13 protein-coding genes are annotated in these 17,040 nt (G+C 70.4%); 6 read left to right on the forward strand and 7 right to left on the reverse strand.

The annotated features are described in order from the left end of the window. Positions 1-73: 73 nt before the first annotated feature. Entirely contained in the window at positions 74-1,705 is a 1,632-nt protein-coding gene (gene pruA / locus OG828_RS16035; RefSeq protein WP_328356401.1) for an L-glutamate gamma-semialdehyde dehydrogenase, read from the reverse strand. 122 nt (positions 1,706-1,827) lie between these two features. Further along, positions 1,828-2,754, reverse strand: a complete 927-nt coding sequence (locus OG828_RS16040; protein WP_328501521.1) for a proline dehydrogenase family protein — start codon at positions 2,752-2,754, stop codon at positions 1,828-1,830. A gap of 106 nt (positions 2,755-2,860) precedes the next feature. On the opposite strand from OG828_RS16040, the gene OG828_RS16045 reads away from it, so the two are divergent. The 5 genes from OG828_RS16045 to OG828_RS16065 all read left to right on the forward strand — a co-directional run bounded on the left by OG828_RS16045 (position 2,861) and on the right by OG828_RS16065 (position 9,218). Continuing rightward, positions 2,861-4,063 carry a PucR family transcriptional regulator gene (locus OG828_RS16045; RefSeq protein ID WP_328501522.1) on the forward strand — a complete coding sequence of 401 codons (1,203 nt, stop codon included), beginning with the start codon at positions 2,861-2,863 and terminating at the stop codon, positions 4,061-4,063. 88 nt (positions 4,064-4,151) lie between these two features. Then, positions 4,152-5,639, forward strand: coding sequence for an ABC transporter substrate-binding protein (locus tag OG828_RS16050; protein ID WP_328501523.1), 1,488 nt, complete (start codon positions 4,152-4,154; stop codon positions 5,637-5,639). A 172-nt stretch (positions 5,640-5,811) separates the two neighbouring features. Further along, positions 5,812-7,596 carry an ABC transporter permease subunit gene (locus tag OG828_RS16055; RefSeq protein ID WP_443062505.1) on the forward strand — a complete coding sequence of 595 codons (1,785 nt, stop codon included), beginning with the start codon at positions 5,812-5,814 and terminating at the stop codon, positions 7,594-7,596. Then, on the forward strand, positions 7,565-8,524 hold the full coding sequence (locus OG828_RS16060) for an ABC transporter ATP-binding protein (protein ID WP_328501525.1): 960 nt from the start codon (positions 7,565-7,567) through the stop codon (positions 8,522-8,524). Before OG828_RS16055 ends, OG828_RS16060 begins: the two co-directional genes overlap by 32 nt. After that, the gene (locus tag OG828_RS16065; RefSeq protein WP_328501526.1) at positions 8,481-9,218 is read left to right on the forward strand and encodes a dipeptide/oligopeptide/nickel ABC transporter ATP-binding protein; all 738 of its coding nucleotides are present in this window, start codon (positions 8,481-8,483) and stop codon (positions 9,216-9,218) included. The genes OG828_RS16060 and OG828_RS16065 overlap by 44 nt, the downstream gene beginning before the upstream one ends. Here OG828_RS16065 and OG828_RS16070 read toward each other — a convergent pair. Further along, positions 9,172-9,756: a TetR/AcrR family transcriptional regulator gene (locus OG828_RS16070; RefSeq protein ID WP_328356422.1), complete on the reverse strand. Its 585-nt coding sequence runs from the start codon at positions 9,754-9,756 to the stop codon at positions 9,172-9,174. The two genes, OG828_RS16065 and OG828_RS16070, sit on opposite strands and share 47 nt — an antisense overlap. 83 nt (positions 9,757-9,839) lie before the next feature. Between OG828_RS16070 and OG828_RS16075 the strand changes: the two genes are divergently transcribed. Continuing rightward, positions 9,840-11,369, forward strand: a complete 1,530-nt coding sequence (locus tag OG828_RS16075) for an MFS transporter (RefSeq protein WP_328438414.1) — start codon at positions 9,840-9,842, stop codon at positions 11,367-11,369. A gap of 8 nt (positions 11,370-11,377) precedes the next feature. Here the strand turns inward: OG828_RS16075 and serA are convergent, their stop codons facing one another. The 4 genes from serA to OG828_RS16095 form a co-directional block, all read right to left on the reverse strand. After that, entirely contained in the window at positions 11,378-12,967 is a 1,590-nt protein-coding gene (gene serA, locus OG828_RS16080; RefSeq protein WP_328501527.1) for a phosphoglycerate dehydrogenase, read from the reverse strand. A 290-nt stretch (positions 12,968-13,257) separates the two neighbouring features. Further along, positions 13,258-14,259, reverse strand: a complete 1,002-nt coding sequence (ilvC, locus tag OG828_RS16085) for a ketol-acid reductoisomerase (protein ID WP_328356431.1) — start codon at positions 14,257-14,259, stop codon at positions 13,258-13,260. 118 nt (positions 14,260-14,377) lie between these two features. After that, positions 14,378-14,902 carry an acetolactate synthase small subunit gene (gene ilvN / locus OG828_RS16090; protein WP_062708926.1) on the reverse strand — a complete coding sequence of 175 codons (525 nt, stop codon included), beginning with the start codon at positions 14,900-14,902 and terminating at the stop codon, positions 14,378-14,380. 22 nt (positions 14,903-14,924) lie between these two features. Then, positions 14,925-16,781 (reverse strand): acetolactate synthase large subunit, encoded by a 1,857-nt coding sequence (locus OG828_RS16095; RefSeq protein WP_328501528.1) that lies wholly within the window; start codon positions 16,779-16,781, stop codon positions 14,925-14,927. Between the last annotated feature and the right edge of the window lie 259 nt (positions 16,782-17,040).

A 17,040-nucleotide genomic window follows, 5' to 3' on the forward strand; every position in this document is an offset into this window, starting at 1 on the left:
CCCGCCCTTTCAGGGAAACCGCCCCCGCTCCGGAGGGGGGATCCGGAACGGGGGCGGAGTTTCGCCGGGGCCGTCAGCCCATGTGCGGGTAGGTGTAGTCGGTCGGCGGGACCAGCGTCTCCTTGATGGCGCGGGTCAGGGTCCAGCGCATCAGGTTCTGCGGGGCGCCGGCCTTGTCGTTGGTGCCGGAGGCGCGGCCGCCGCCGAAGGGCTGCTGGCCGACGACGGCGCCGGTCGACTTGTCGTTGATGTAGAAGTTGCCGGCCGCGTAGCGCAGCTTGTCCATCGTGTACGCCGCCGCCGCGCGGTCGCCCGCGATGACCGAGCCGGTCAGCGCGTAGTCGGTGACCGACTCCATCTGGGTCAGCATCTCCTCGTACCGGTCGTCCTCGTAGACGTGCACCGCGAGGAACGGGCCGAAGTACTCGGTGGTGAAGACCTCGTTGGCGGGGTCCGTGCACTCGACGACCGTCGGGCGGACGAAGTAGCCGACCGAGTCGTCGTAGGAGCCGCCCGCGACAATCGTGCAGGTCGGGTCCTCCTTCGCCCGGTCGATCGCGGCCTTGTTCTTGGCGAACGCGCGCTCGTCGATGACCGCGCCGATGAAGTTCGACAGGTCGGTGACGTCGCCCATGGCGATGCCGTCGACCTCGGCCGCGAACGCGTCACGGAAACCGGAGTTCCAGATCGACGCCGGGATGTACGCCCGGGAGGTCGCCGAGCACTTCTGGCCCTGGTACTCGAAGGAGCCGCGGGTGAGGGCGGTCTTCAGGATCGCGGGGTCGGCGCTCGGGTGGGCGACCACGAAGTCCTTGCCGCCGGTCTCGCCGACGATGCGCGGGTAGGAGCGGTACTTCTCGATGTTGGCGCCGACCGTCTTCCACAGGTACTGGAAGGTCTTGGTCGAGCCGGTGAAGTGGATGCCGGCGAGGTCGCGGTGCTCGAGGGCGACCTTGGAGACCTCGATGCCGTCGCCGGTGACGAGGTTGATGACGCCCTTGGGCAGACCGGCCTCCTCCAGCAACTGCATCAGCAGCACGGCGGCGTGCGTCTGCGTCGGGGACGGCTTCCAGACGACGACGTTGCCCATCAGGGCGGGCGCGGTCGGCAGGTTGCCCGCGATCGCCGTGAAGTTGAACGGCGTGATCGCGTAGACGAAGCCTTCCAGCGGGCGGTGGTCGAGGCGGTTCCAGACGCCCGGGGAGTTGGCGACCGGCTGCTCGGCGAGCAGTTCGCGGGCGTAGGCGACATTGAAGCGCCAGAAGTCGATCAGCTCACAGGGCGTGTCGATCTCCGCCTGCTGGGCGGTCTTCGACTGGCCGAGCATGGTGGAGGCGGCCAGCGTCTCGCGCCACGGTCCGGACAGCAGCTCGGCCGCGCGCAGGATGATCGCGGCACGGTCGTCGAAGGACATCGCCCGCCAGGCGGGCGCGGCGGCGAGGGCCGCGTCGATGGCGTCCTGGGCGTCCTGCCGGGTGGCGTTGCGGAAGGTGCCGAGCACGGCTTTGTGGTTGTGCGGCTGGACGACCTGGAAGGGCTCACCGCCGCCCATCCGCTTCTCGCCGCCGATGGTGCAGGGCAGGTCGACCGGATTCTCGGCCAGCTCCTTGAGCCTGGCCTCCAGCCGGGCACGCTCGGGCGAGCCGGGGGCATAGCCGTGCACCGGCTCGTTGACGGGGGTGGGGACCTGGGTCACAGCGTCCATGGGTTCCGTAACTCCTTACTGAGCGGGTGGGTCAGCCCTTGGTCAGGGTCGAGCGGGCGCTGTGCCAGCCCGGGGGACAACCCCCGGACCCCCGGCAGAAGCCGCAGCACAGCCAAGCTGAATCAGCCACGTGTGATCACGCTCCGCACGAAGAACACGAGATTGGCGGGCTTCTCGGCAAGACGCCGCATGAAGTAGCCGTACCAGTCCGTGCCGTAGGCGGTGTAGACGCGCATGCGGTGGCCCTGGGCGGCGAGGCGTAGGTGCTCGTCGCTCCTGATGCCGTACAGCATCTGGAACTCGTACTCGTCGAGTTTGCGGCCGGCACGCCGGGCCAGTTCCTGGGCGATGGAGATCAGGCGCGGATCGTGGGACCCGATCATCGGGTACCCGGCGCCCTCCATCAGAACCTTGAGGATGCGGACGTACGCCTTGTCGGTCTCGTGTTTCTGCTGGTAGGCGACGTCGGCGGGCTCCTTGTACGCGCCCTTCACGAGCCGTACGCGGCTGCCGTTCGCGGCGAGGCGGCGGGCGTCGGCCTCGGTGCGGAAGAGGTAGGCCTGGATGACGCAGCCGGTCTGCGGGAACTCCTTCCGCAGCTCGTCGTGGATGGCGAACATCGAGTCGAGGGTGGTGTGGTCCTCCGCGTCCAGGGTGACCGTGGTGCCGATCGCGGCGGCGGCCTCGACGACGGGACGGACGTTGGCGAGCGCCAGTTCGTGACCGCCGTCCAGCGCCTGGCCGAACATCGACAGCTTGACGGACATCTCGGCACGGGTGCCCAGCTCGAGATCCTTGAGCCGGTCGATCAGCTCCAGGTAGGCGTCGCGGGCCGCCTCGGCCTGCTCGGGGTTGGTGATGTCCTCGCCGACGACGTCCATGGTCAGCTCCAGGCCCTTGGACGTCAGGTCCTGGATGATCGGCACGACCTCGTCGACCGTCTCGCCGGGGATGAAGCGGTCGACGACCTGCTTGGTCACCGGGGCCGCCGAGATCAGGCGTCGCATCCGGTCGCTGCGCGACGCGGCAAGAATCACGGGACCCAGCACGGGGCACCTCCACAAACAGCAGATAGAACCACCGTGAAACCTAAGGATCCCTCCGATCGTCGGCCATCGACAGCTGTCACGCATCCGTGCCGCAGATCTCAGACAAATGTATGAAGGCCCGGTGATTCTGCGGGAGAATGCCCGAGTGACGGCCGACTACAAGGATGACTACCAGGAGCTGGTCGACGAGATCTCCGAGTTGCTCGGCGTCCCCGCGACGCTGGAGAACCGTGACTTCGAGCTGATCGCCTTCGGCGCGTACGACAGCGAGGACGAGCTGGACGCGTCCGCCCTGGACCCGGTGCGTGCCCGCTCGATCCTGACCCGGCGTTCGACGGCGGCGGTCCGGGCGTGGTTCGAGGGGTTCGGCATCACGCGCGCGACCGCCCCGGTCCGTATCCCGCCCACTCCGGAGGCGGGGGTCCACCGGGGACGGATCTGTCTCCCCGTACGCCATCGGGGCGTCGTCCTCGGGTACGTCTGGCTGCTCGAAGGCGAGCCGGGCCCCACCGAGCAGCAGCTCACCGCCGCGATGGACGTGACCGGGCGGATCGGCGCGCTGCTCGCCGACGAGGCGCAGGCGGGCGCGGATCTCACCCGGGAGCTGCGGGAAGTGCTGACCGCCGAGCGCGGCTGGCAGCGGGACATGGCGGTGGCGGCGCTGCGTACGGCCCTCGGCCCGCGCGGCGAAGGCCTGCACGCCGTCGTGTGCGTCGCGCCCTGGCCGTCGCCCGACCCGGACGACGCCCCGTCGGCCCGTACGGTCCCGCACGCGACGGCGTTGTGCACGGTCCCGTGGGGCACCGCCGGCCAGAGCCTCGCCGTGCTGGTCCGGCTGCGGTCACCGGACGCCCGGACCCCGGCGCTCGCAGCAGCGACGCGGCTGCTCAAGGAGGGCGCGAACGCGGCCGGGGTCGGCGAACCGCGCACCGGACTCGCCGAGTTGGGCATCGCCTGGCAGGAGGCCTCCGCAGCCGCGCGCGCCGCCCTCGCGGAACCCCGGTTCGGTCCGGTGGCCGAATGGCACCGCATCGGCCCGTACCGGCTGCTGACTTCGCTGCCCCCGGACGCCACCCACGACCCGGCCGTCGCCCCTCTCCTCGCCCCCGCCCACCGCGACCTCGCCCGCACCGCCGAGGTCTACCTCGACTGCGCCGGCCAGGCCGCCCGTACCGCCGCCGAACTGGGCATCCACCGGCAGACGCTCTACTACCGGCTGTCCCGCGTCGAGAAGCTGACGGGCCTGGACCTGGACGACGGCGAGGACCGGCTGCTGCTGCACATGGCGCTGAAAGGGGCAAGGCTGTAGATCCGGACAGTCTTCTGAAAACGATTGTCATCATGCTACGGTCGTCGCACGCTCAACCTTTGACCACCCCTTTACTCGGAGTGTCCCCGTGCGCGTCCCTGCCCGCTTGCTGTCCCTCACCGCGGTCTCCGCCGCCTCCGTGCTGCTCACCGGATGCTTCTCGGGCTCGGGGTCCTCCGCCGGGGACGACGGCAAGCGCATCCGCGTCGCCCATATGCTGCCGCCGCGCTCAGGTCTCTCCCCGCTCTCCGACGACGCCTTCAAGCTGTCGCGCTGGTCCACCGCCGAGACCCTGGTGAAGCTGGACGCGGAGGGCGACGCCCAGCCCGCGCTGGCCACCGAGTGGAAGCAGTCCGGACGGACCTGGACCTTCGACATACGCGACGGCGTCACCTTCCACGACGGAACCGAACTCGACGCCGAGGCTGTCGTGCGGTCACTCACCACCGCGGCCACCGCCTCCCCCAAGCCCCGCATCCTCGACGGCGTCGAGCTGACCGTGAAGGCACAGGACTCCGACACCGTCACGGTCACCACCGCCGACGAGGACCCCCTCGTCCCGCAGCGGCTCAGCTCGCCCCAGCTGTCGATCCTCGCCGCGAAGGCGTACGCCGGAAAGACGGTCGACCCTCTCGGCGCGGGCACCGGCCCCTTCGAGCTGACGAAGGTCAACGGCACCTCGTCCGCCTCGCTCGACCGCTACGACGACTACTGGGGCAAGAAGGCCAAGGCCCCCGGCATCGACGTGAAGTTCGTGCCGGACGGCACCGCCCGCGCCGCCGCCCTGCGCAGCGGTGAGGCCGACATCGTCGAGGCCGTACCGGTGTCGCAAGCGGCCTTGCTGGACGAGGAGTTGATCACCGAAGTCCCGATGCCGCGGACCAACACGCTGTACCTCAACACCGAGAAGGGCGACTTCAAGGACGCCTCCCTGCGGGCCGCCGCCCGCGAGGCCATCGACGCCGAGTCGATCGTGAAGGGCGTGTACGAGGACCGCGCCGATGTCGCCGAAGGGCTGCTCGGGCCCGCGCTGCCGTGGGCCGCCGGCCTGCGCACCGAGGTGAAGCGGGCGGCGGCGAAGAAGGCGAACGGCCAGACCATCACCATCGGCACCTTCACCGACCGCGCCGAACTGCCCGAGGTCGCCGCCACCCTGCAACAGCAGCTCCAGAAGGCCGGCTTCAAGGTGAAGCTGGACGTCCGGGAGTACGCCAACATCGAATCCGACGCGCTGGCGGGCGAGTTCGACGCGTTCATCCTGTCCCGCGCCACCGTCCTGGACTCCGGCGACCCGGTCGCGTACCTCTACAGCGACTTCGCCTCCGACGGCTCCTTCAACATCTCCCAGCTCGCGGACGACTCCGTGGACAAGGCGCTGAACAGCGCGGGCGAGACCGCGGTGGGCGACGCGCGCCGCAAGGCCGTGATCGCGGCCGAGGCCGCCGTGCTGGCCGCCGACGCCGCCGTCCCGATGCTGCATGAGCGGGTCATCCAGGGCGACGCCGCCGAGGTCGTGGACGCCGCCCACGACCCCCGCGAGCGTGAACTCGTCACGGCGGACACGTACGTCAATTGAACCCTCCCCCGGCCGAAACCGCGGGATTCCTGGCTCACGCCGCTCGGCCGCCCAACGAGCGATCGAGTCTTACGCGATCAACACCAGCCGGGTTGGAACCAGCCCGGTCACATCAACGTCAAGGATCCAGCGCGTGTCTGGCTCTCGCAACACTCTGAACGACGATCACCCGATCGAGTGGACGGTCAGCGCGGCAGGGCTGACGCGCGCACTCTCTCTCGTCGCCGTCATCACCGCCGTAGGCCTGCTCCCTTGGCTCTCCGGCAGGGACCCCGCGCTGACGGTCCTGCGGGCCCGTTCCGCCGAGCAGGAGCCGACGAAGGAGGCGCTGGACGCCGTACGACGGGATCTCGGGCTGGATGCCGGTCCCCTTTCGCTGCTGGGGAGTTGGGCGTCCGATCTGGTGCGCGGGGACCTGGGACTGTCGTGGGTGTCCGGTACCGAGGTGCTGCCGTCGGTGACGGCCGGGCTCCAGGTGTCGCTGGGGCTGATGGGCGCGGCCTTCGGTTTCGCGGTGGTGCTGGCCTGCGTGCTGGTCGCGCCGGTGCTGGTACGGGGGCGGGGGTCGGCCGGGGCGGGGGCCGCCATGCTGGCCGCCGTGCCCGAATTCCTGCTGGCCACCGTGGCGTTGCTGGTCTGCGGGGTGTGGCTGGGGTGGCTGCCGACCTCGGGCTGGCAGGGGCCTCAGTACATGGTCCTGCCCGCGCTCGCGCTCGGCGTCCCGGCGGGCGGTGTCCTCGGCCGGCTGGTCGCGGACGCGCTGCCCGCCGTGCTGGACGAGCGGTGGGTGGAGCTGTGGCGGGGCGCCGGGGTGAGCAGGGCGCGCGTCTCGGCGGCGGCGCTGCGGCGTGTACTGCCGCCGCTGGTACCGCAGTTCGGGATGGCCGCCGTCGGTCTGACCGGGGGTGCGGTCGCGGTGGAGACGGTGTTCGCGGTGCCGGGCATCGGGCGTACGGCGCTCGGGGCCGCCAAGTCGCAGGATCTGCCGCTGCTCCAGGGGGCGGTGCTGGCGCTGCTCGCGCTGGGGCTGGTGACGGGTGCCGTCGCGGCTCTGCTGCGGCGTCGGCTGCTGGGGCCCGCGCTGCGTGACGCCGAGCTGTCCCTGCCGCCGGTCCGGCCGGTCCGTACCCACCCGGCCATCCCGTTGGCGCTGTTCACGGTCCTGGCCGTGGCCATCGGCTGGGGCCTCCTGCGCGACCCGTACGCCGTGAACACCGCCGCGCGCCTCGCCTCGCCCTCCTGGGCGCACCCGCTCGGCACCGACGGCCTCGGCCGTGACGTCCTGGCCCGGCTCGGGCACGGCGCCGCTCCCACCGTCGGCACGGCGGCCGCCGTATGCCTGGCCAGCCTGCTGCTCGCGCTGGCCCTCGGCTTCCTGCCGGGCGTCGCGGCGGGCGCGTCGGACATCGCGAACGCGCTGCCGCCGGTGATCGCCGGGATCCTGGTCGCGGCTGCCGCCGGGCCCGGTACCGGCGGGGCGGCCTTCGCGGTCGCGCTGATCTCCTGGCCGCCGTTGGCCGCCCATGCGGCGGCGCTGGTGCAGGAGGTGCGCGCGTCGGCGTTCCTCACCGCCCAGCGGGCCATCGGGGCGACGCCGTGGTGGATCCTGACCCGGCATGTGCTGCCGTCCGTGGCCGCGCCGGTCGCCCGGCACGCCCTGCTGCGGCTGCCCGGCATGGCCCTCGCCCTGGCCTCGCTGGGCTTCCTGGGCCTGGGCGCGCAGCCACCGGCACCCGAGTGGGGTCTGCTGCTCGACGAGTCGCGCGCCTATGTGGAACGGGCGCCGTGGGCCGCCCTCGCGCCCGCCGTGGCGCTGGCCGTGCTGGCGGGGCTCGCGGTGTCGGGAGCTTCGTATGCGCAAGGAAGGCAGGTCACCCGTGTGAAGCGGGTGACCGGTGTGGCGCCTGTCGGGAAGGAGGCCTCCGATGGAGTCGGACGTGCTGTTGTCGGTGCGTGATCTGCGGATCGCCTTCGACGGGGTGGAGGCCGTGCGCGGGGTGTCCTTCGAGGTGCGCCCGCGTGAAGTGCTCGCCGTGGTGGGTGAGTCGGGCGCGGGCAAGTCGCTGACGGCGCGGGCGCTGCTGGGCATGCTGCCGGCTGAGGCGACGACGAGCGGCACGATCCTGCCGGACCTCACGGCTGAGCGCGGGCGCCGTATCGCGCTCGTCCCGCAGGACGCCCTCTCCGCCCTCTCCCCCGTGCACCCGGTGGGTGACCAACTCGCCGCAGCGGTACGGTCGGTGGCCCGCGTCTCCCGCCAGGAGGCACGGGCGCGGGCGGTGGCGGCGCTCGACCGGGTGGGGATCCCGGATGCCGTACGCAAGGCGCGGGCGTATCCGCACGAGTACTCCGGCGGTATGCGTCAGCGCGCGGTCATCGCGATGGCCACGGTCAACGAACCGGACATCGTCGTCGCCGACGAGCCGACCACCGCGCTCGACGAGGAGCACCGGGACCAGGTGCTGCGGGTGCTCGGCGAGCAGCGTGAGGCGGTCGGAGCGGCGCTGGTGCTGGTCACGCACGACATGGACGTCGTACGGGAGCACGCCGACCGTGTGCTGGTGATGTACGCCGGGCGCGTCACTGAACTCGGCCCGGCGGACGAGGTGTTGACGCGTCCCCGGGCGCCGTACACGGCGGGCCTGCTGGCCTCGCTCCCGGACGGCGGACCCAGGCGCCGCCGTCTTCCCGCCCTCCCGGGCACCCCGCCCACTCCGGGTGCCCTCCCGCCCGGCTGTGCCTTCGCGCCGCGCTGCTCGCTCGCGGCGGACGCGTGTCACGAGACGGAACCGGAGCCCCAGCAGGTGGAGGAGCGGCTGATCGCCTGCCACCGCTGGGCCGATGTCCCCGACCTGCTCCAGGAGACGCACCGTGCCTCTTCTTGACGTCCGCGACCTGGTCGTCCGCTACGGCACGGTCACGGCCGTGGACCATCTGTCCTTCGCGCTGGAGGCGGGCGAGACCCTGGCCCTGAACGGCCCTTCCGGCTGCGGCAAGTCGTCCACCGCGCTGGCCGTGCTCCAGCTGCGCCGCCCGGACGGCGGTGAAGTGCGCTTCGAGGGACGGGAGTTGACGAGCCTCACGGACCGCGAACTGCGCCCGCTGCGCCCCCGCATGCAGCCGGTCTTCCAGGACCCGTACGGCTCCCTGAGCCCCCGCCACCGCATCCGCGACGCGATCGCCGAACCCCTGAAGATCCACGGCCGCTGGACCCCCACCGATGGCCCCGCCCGGGTTGCCGAACTCCTCGACCGGGTCGGCCTCGACGCCTCGTACGGCGACCGCCGCCCGCACGAACTCTCCGGCGGCCAGTGCCAACGCGCCGGAATCGCCCGCGCGTTGGCCTCCGACCCGCGCCTGCTGGTCCTCGACGAGCCGGTGTCGGCCCTGGACCCGTCCGTCCGCGCCGGCGTGCTGAACCTGCTCGCCGACCTCCAGGACGACCTCGGCCTCGGCTATCTGTTCATCTGCCATGACCGGGCGGTCGTACGGCATTTCGCGGACCGGGTGGTGGAGATGCGGGACGGGAGCATCACGTCCGAGTGGCGGCTTCCATCGCTTGACGCAGTCCCTCAGTGAGCGCGTCGGCGTCGGGCGCGCGTTCGGGGTCGAAGGTCCACTGTGCGATGAGGCCGGTCATCAGCGTTGTGTAGAACCGTCCGAGCGTGTCCAGGGTCTTGTCGGGGATCTCGTCCTCCGGCACCCCCATGAACAGCGCCACGAGAGCGCGCTCGGCGTCCCGCTGCTGCGCCGCCAGATGGTCGCGCACGGCGGGCAGTTGATCCCCCATGGCCACGATCTCCATGCTGAGCCGCCACATCGAACCGGGCCCCCGCATGGTGCCGATGATGTTCGACCACACCTCCTGGAAGCGCTCGACGGAGCCGGGCGCGGTCGCGCTCTCGACGGACCCGTCGCCGTCGAAGGCGTCGGAGAGCTCCCCGACCAGCGCGAGGTAGGCCTCCGCCAGCAACGCGTCCTTCGAGCCGTAGTGATAGCCGATCGACGCCAGGTTCGTCCCCGACTCCTTGACGATGTCGCGCGCGGTCGTGCGCACGAATCCCTTCGCCAGCAGGCAGCGCTTGGCGCCTTCGAGCAGATCCTCACGGTGTCCCATGACGCCCACCCTACTCGGGATCCATACAGCCGTCCTATACAAGCGTCATAGACAAACGTTTAAGACGCGCGTACATTCCTGCCATGGCAACGAACCCGACGACCAACTCCCGTGCCGGCCGCCGCGAATGGACCGCCCTCGGCGTGCTGATGCTGCCGCTGCTGCTGGTGTCGATGGACGTCTCGGTCCTCTACTTCGCCATCCCGGCGATCAGCGCGGACCTGGAGCCGACCGGCACCCAGCAACTGTGGATCTTCGACATCTACGGCTTCGTCCTGGCCGGCCTGCTGATGACGATGGGCTCGCTCGGCGACCGCATCGGCCGTCGCAAGCTGCTCCTGATCGGCGCGGCCGCCTTCGGGGCCGCCTCACTGGCCGCGGCGTACGCCGACAGCGCCGAGATGCTGATCGTGGCCCGCGCGGTCCTCGGCATCGGCGGCGCGACCCTGATGCCGTCCACGATGGCGCTGGTCCGCACGATGTTCACCGACCCGGCGCAGCGGACGAAGGCGATCGCCCTGTGGTCCGGCGTGATGACGGCCGGCATCGCGCTCGGCTCGGTGCTGAGCGGCGTGCTGGTCGAGTTCTTCTGGTGGGGCTCGGTCTTCCTGGTCAACCTGCCCGCGATGGCCCTGCTGCTGCTCCTCGGCCCGCTCCTGCTCCCCGAGGCGAAGAACCCCGAGCCCGGCCGCTTCGACTGGCCCAGCATCCCGCTGTCCATGGCCGCGGTGCTCCCCGTGGTCTACGGCCTCAAGGAGATCCCCTCGGAGGGCTGGAACGTCCGCTACGTCGTGTCGATCACCGTCGGCCTGCTCTTCGCCGCGCTCTTCGTCCACCGCCAGCGCACGACCGCCGCGCCGATGATCTCCCCGGACCTGTTCCGCCGCCCCGGCTTCGCACCGGCCCTCACGCTCTACCTGATCACCATGTTCGCGATGATGGGCTCGGCGTACTTCACCACCCAGTACATCCAGTCGGTCCTCGACAAGAGCGCCCTGGAAGCGGCCCTGTGGGCCCTGCTCCCCTCGGTGCCGATCGGCCTCGCGGCACCCCTGTCGACCCAGCTGGTGCACAGGGGCCTGAGCCGCGTGCACGTCGTCACCGCCGGCTTCCTGATCGGCGCGGGCGGCTACGGCCTGCTGGCCCTGACCGGAACGGACTCCATGTGGCTGCTCCTGACCGCGTGCGGAGTCCTCGCCTCCGGGATCACCCTCGTCACGGTCCAGATCGCGGACCTCGCGCTGACCGCGGCCCCGGTGGAACGGGCGGGCGCCGCCTCCTCACTCATGGAGACCGGCGCGGAGTTCGGCGGCGCCCTCGGCATGGCCCTGCTCGGGTCCATCGGTGCGGCCGTCTACCGCCACGAGATCCCGGCCTCGGCGCCGGACGCGGCCCGCGAGACGCTGGGCGGTGCGCTGGCGGTCGCCGACCGGTTCCCGGGCCTGGCCACCACGGCCCGCGAAGCGTTCACCCACGGCATGCAGGGGGCGGCGATCGCGGGAACGGTACTGCTGGCCGGGGCCGCGTGCCTGACTCCCCTGGCGCTGCGCCGGACACGCCAGGACAGCACAACGCCGGACGAGCCGAAGAATCTCAGCTCGTCCGGCGTTTGAGGACGACCTCAGGCCAGGTTCACCGCGCGAGCGGACGTCGCGCCGATCTCCGCCTCGACCTCGGCCAGCACCCCGGAGGGCACCGTGTCGTCGACCGTCAGGACGGCCAGCGCCTCGCCGCCGGCGATCGCCCGCGACACCTGCATACCGGCGATGTTGATCCCGGACTCACCGAAGATGCGGCCCACGGTGCCGACGACGCCGGGACGGTCCTCGTACTTCAGGACGACCATGTGGTCGGCGAGCGCCAGGTCGACGTCGTAGTCACCGACCGCGACGATCTTCTGCAGGTGCTTGGGGCCGGCCAGCGTGCCGGAGACCGAGACCTCCTCGCCGCTGCCGAGCGTGCCGCGCACGGTGACGACGTTGCGGTGGTCGGGCGACTCCGAGCTGGTGGTCAGCCGCACCTCGACGCCACGCTCCTGGGCGAACAGCGGGGCGTTGACGTACGACACGGTCTCGTCGACGACGTCCTCGAAGACACCCTTGAGGGCGGACAGCTCCAGCACCTTCACATCGTGCTGGGTGATCTCGCCGTACACCTCGACGTCGAGGCGGACGGCGACCTCACCGGCGAGCGCCGTGAAGATCCGGCCGAGGCGCTCGGCGAGCGGCAGGCCCGGCTTGACGTCCTCGGCGATGACGCCGCCCTGGACGTTCACCGCGTCCGGGACCAGCTCACCGGCGAGCGCGAGGCGCACCGAGCGGGCGACGGCGATACCGGCCTTCTCCTGCGCCTCGTCGGTGGAGGCACCGAGGTGCGGGGTGGAGACGACCTGGTCGAACTCGAACAGCGGCGAGTCCGTGCAGGGCTCCTTCGCGTACACGTCGAGACCGGCGCCGGCGACCCGGCCCTCCTTGAGGGCGGAGTACAGCGCCTCCTCGTCGACGATCCCGCCGCGCGCGGCGTTGACGATGCGCACGCTCGGCTTGACCTTGCGCAGCGCCTCGTCGCCGATCAGACCGAGGGTCTCGGGCGTCTTGGGCAGGTGGACGGTGATGAAGTCGGAGACCGCGAGCAACTCGTCCAGCGACAGCACCTTGACGCCCATCTGCGCGGCCCGCGCGGGCTGCACGTAGGGGTCGTAGGCGACGACCTTCATCCCGAACGCCGACATGCGCTGGGCGACGAGCGCGCCGATGCGGCCGAGCCCGACCACACCGAGGGTCTTCTCGGCCAGCTCGACGCCGGTGTACTTGCTGCGCTTCCACTCGCCGTTCTTCAGCGCGGCGTTCGCCTGCGGGATGTTGCGGGCGGTGGCGAGGAGCAGACCGCAGGCCAGCTCGGCGGCGGTCACGATGTTCGAGGTGGGGGCGTTGACGACCATCACGCCGGCCTTGGTGGCGGCGGAGACGTCGACATTGTCCAGGCCGACGCCGGCTCGTGCGACGACCTTCAGTTTGCTCGCGGCGGTGATCGCCTCGGCGTCCACCTTCGTGGCCGAGCGGATCAGGATCGCGTCGACGTCGGCGATGGCGGGGAGCAGTTCGGCTCGGTCTGCTCCGTTGCAATGCCGGATTTCGAAGTCCGGCCCCAACGCGTCGACGGTGGCGGGCGACAGCTCTTCAGCAATGAGTACGACGGGGTTCGAGCTCACGTGAGTCCTCACATGTCCAATGCGGACGGCCGTCCCGACGGCCGCATGCGGTGGAGGGGTGCTTGGCCGCGTGGAGACGCACGACGCTGTGGGCCTGACGCGTATGTAGTACGGCAGTGTAGTGCTGCGGCGGAGGTCGTCTTACGGCTCTGGGGAAGGATCACCCGGACGTGGGTGGCCACAAAATCAGCCCCTTGGGGGTCCCCCCTCTGGGGGAGTTTGAGGAGCGGGGTCCGGGGCGGAGCCCCGCGACGGCGCCCGAAACCGGCGGCACCGTCGCGGAGCGCACGTCACGCGTCTTCGTCGTTGACCCACGACATGAGCTTGCGCAGCTCCTTGCCGGTGGTCTCCAGCAGGGACTCGGCGTCCTGCTGCTTGTACTCGTTGTACTTCTTCAGACCGCCGTGGTACTCGGCCATCCACTCACGCGCGAAGGTGCCGTCCTGGATCTCCGCGAGGACCTTCTTCATCTCGGCCTTGGTGGCGTCCGTGATGATCCGCGGGCCGGTGACGTAGTCGCCCCACTCGGCGGTCTCGGAGACGGACCAGCGCATCTTCTCCAGGCCGCCCTCGTACATGAGGTCCACGATCAGCTTCAGCTCGTGCAGGCACTCGAAGTACGCGATCTCCGGCTGGTAGCCCGCCTCGGTCAGCGTCTCGAAACCGGCCTTGACCAGCGCGGCCGTACCACCGCAGAGAACGGCCTGCTCACCGAACAGGTCGGTCTCGGTCTCCTCGGTGAAGGTCGTCTTGATGACGCCGGCGCGGGTGCCGCCGATGCCCTTGGCGTACGACAGGGCCAGCGCGAAGGCGTTGCCGGTCGCGTCCTGCTCGACGGCGGCGATACACGGAACGCCGCGGCCCTCCTCGTACTGGCGACGCACCAGGTGGCCCGGGCCCTTGGGGGCGACCATGCAGACGTCGATGCCGGCCGGCGGCTTGATGAAGTCGAAGCGGATGTTCAGGCCGTGGCCGAAGAACAGGGCGTCGCCGTCGTTGAGGTTGTCCTTGATGGACTCCTCGTAGACCTGGGCCTGGATCGGGTCCGGGACCAGGATCATGATCACGTCGGCCTCGGTGGCGGCCTCGGCCGGGGTCACCACACGCAGCCCCTGCTCCTCGGCCTTCGCCTTGGACTTGGAGCCCTCGTGCAGACCGACCCGGACGTCGACACCCGAGTCACGGAGCGACAGCGCGTGGGCGTGGCCCTGGCTGCCGTAACCGATGACCGCGACCTTGCGGCCCTGGATGATGGACAGGTCGGCGTCGGCGTCGTAGAACAGCTCGGCCACTTTGGGTTCTCTCCTTGTGTGCAGGTGTCGCGTCCCACCGTATGACGGCGGGCTGAAGGGAAGTTCGCGGGTCTCGGTATACGGGCGGCCGGTGTCCCCCGGCCGCCCGTGTCCGTCGTTATGCCGAGCGGTCCAGGGCGCGCAGCGACCGGTCCGTGATCGAGCGCGCACCGCGGCCGATCGCGATCGTGCCGGACTGGACCAGCTCCTTGATGCCGTACGGCTCCAGCATCTTGAGCATGGCGGACAGCTTCTCGCCACTGCCGGTGGCCTCGATGGTGACGGCCTCCGGAGAGACGTCGACGGTCTTGGCGCGGAACAGCTGGACGATCTCGACGATCTGGGAGCGCGTTTCGTTGTCGGCGCGCACCTTCACCAGAACGAGTTCGCGCTGAACGGCCGAACCGGGTTCCAGTTCAACGATCTTCAGCACGTTGACGAGCTTGTTGAGCTGCTTGGTCACCTGCTCGAGCGGCAGGTCCTCGACGCCCACCACGATGGTGATGCGGGAGATGTCGGGGTGTTCGGTGACGCCGACGGCGAGCGAGTCGATGTTGAAGCCGCGGCGGGAGAACAGGGCGGCGATCCGGGCGAGGATGCCCGGCGTGTTCTCCACCAGGACGGAGAGCGTGTGCTTGGACATGGTCTTTTTACGTCTCTCTCGCTCAGTCGTCTTCGTTGTCGCCGAAGTCGGGGCGGACGTCCCGGGCGGCCATGATCTCGTCGTTGGAGGTGCCGGCGGCGACCATCGGCCACACCATCGCGTCCTCGTGGACGATGAAGTCGACGACGACCGGGCGGTCGTTGATCGAGTTCGCCTCCTCGATGACCTTGTCGAGGTCGGCCGGGTCCTCGCAGCGGATCGCGTAGCAGCCCATGGCCTCGGACAGCTTCACGAAGTCGGGGACACGGGTGCCGGCGCTGGGCTGCTTGCCGTCGGCCTCGGGGCCGCTGTGCAGCACGGTGTTGGAGTAGCGCTGGTTGTAGAAGAGGGTCTGCCACTGGCGGACCATCCCGAGGGCGCCGTTGTTGATGATGGCGACCTTGATCGGGATGTTGTTCAGGGCGCAGGTGGTGAGTTCCTGATTGGTCATCTGGAAGCAGCCGTCGCCGTCGATCGCCCAGACCGTGCGGTCCGGGGCTCCGGCCTTGGCGCCCATCGCGGCCGGGACCGCGTAGCCCATCGTCCCGGCGCCGCCGGAGTTGAGCCAGGTCGCGGGCTGCTCGTACTCGATGTAGTGCGCGGCCCACATCTGGTGCTGGCCCACGCCCGCGGCGAAGATCGTGTCCTGCGGCGCGAGCTGGCCGATGCGCTGGATGACCTGCTGCGGGGAGAGCGAGCCGTTGTCGGGCTGCTCGTAGCCCAGCGGGTAGGTCTCGCGCCAGCGGTTCAGGTCCTTCCACCAGGCGCTGTAGTCGCCGGTGTTGCCCTCGCTGTGCTCCCTCTGCACGGCCTGCACCAGATCGGCGATGACCTCGCGGGCGTCACCGACGATCGGCACGTCGGCGGCGCGGTTCTTGCCGATCTCGGCCGGGTCGATGTCGGCGTGGACGATCTTGGCGTACGGGGCGAAGCTGTCGAGCTTGCCGGTGACGCGGTCATCGAAGCGGGCTCCGAGGGCGACGATCAGGTCGGCCTTCTGCAGCGCGGTGACGGCGGTGACCGCACCGTGCATGCCCGGCATTCCCACGTGCAGCTCGTGACTGTCGGGGAATGCGCCGAGCGCCATCAGGGTGGTGGTGACGGGCGCTCCGGTGAGTTCAGCGAGGACCTTCAGCTCGGCGGTGGCCTGCGCCTTGAGGACGCCGCCGCCGACGTAGAGGACGGGCCGCTTGGCGGAGGTGATCAGCTTGGCGGCCTCGCGGATCTGCTTGGCGTGCGGCTTGGTGACGGGCCGGTAGCCGGGCAGGTCCATGGTGGGCGGCCAGGAGAAGGTGGTCTTCGCCTGGAGGGCGTCCTTGGCGATGTCGACCAGCACCGGTCCCGGTCGGCCGGTGGCGGCGATGTGGAACGCCTGCGCGATCACCCGGGGGATGTCCTCGGCCTTGGTGACCAGGAAGTTGTGCTTGGTGATCGGCATGGTGATGCCGACGATGTCCGCCTCCTGGAAGGCGTCCGTGCCGATCGCCTTGGAGGCGACCTGCCCGGTGATCGCGACCATCGGCACGGAGTCCATGTGGGCGTCGGCGATCGGCGTGACCAGGTTGGTGGCGCCGGGGCCGGAGGTCGCCATGCAGACACCGACCTTGCCGGTGGCCTGCGCATAACCGGTGGCGGCGTGGCCGGCGCCCTGCTCGTGGCGGACCAGGACATGGCGGACCTTGGTGGAGTCCATGAGCGGGTCGTACGCCGGGAGGATCGCGCCGCCGGGAATGCCGAATACCGTGTCGGCGCCGACCTCCTCGAGAGAGCGGATGAGGGACTGCGCACCCGTCACCTGCTCGGGGGCGGACTGGTGTCCTCCGGAACGGGGCCGCGGCTGCGGATGATGGGCCCCGGTGGCCTGCTCGGTCATCGGCATTCTCTTCTCGATGCTGAGGGTTTTTGCGAAGTTCGTGCGGTGTGCGGCTGCTGTACGACAGGTGCCTGTGCAACAAAAAACCCCTCGTGCCATAAGGCAAGCGAGGGGAGCGCGCCGGGAGGGGTCGCTGAGCGGTCTGGGGCTCAGCTTCAGCCGACGCGCTGTCCAAGTACGAGAATTCGGGTGCGCATGGCACTGACCCTCCCCCCGGCACGCACCGCATGTCAAGGTGGTGGGACGGGAGTCTCATTATGTGAAC

This window comes from Streptomyces sp. NBC_00457 (assembly GCF_036014015.1).
Taxonomy (GTDB): domain Bacteria; phylum Actinomycetota; class Actinomycetes; order Streptomycetales; family Streptomycetaceae; genus Streptomyces.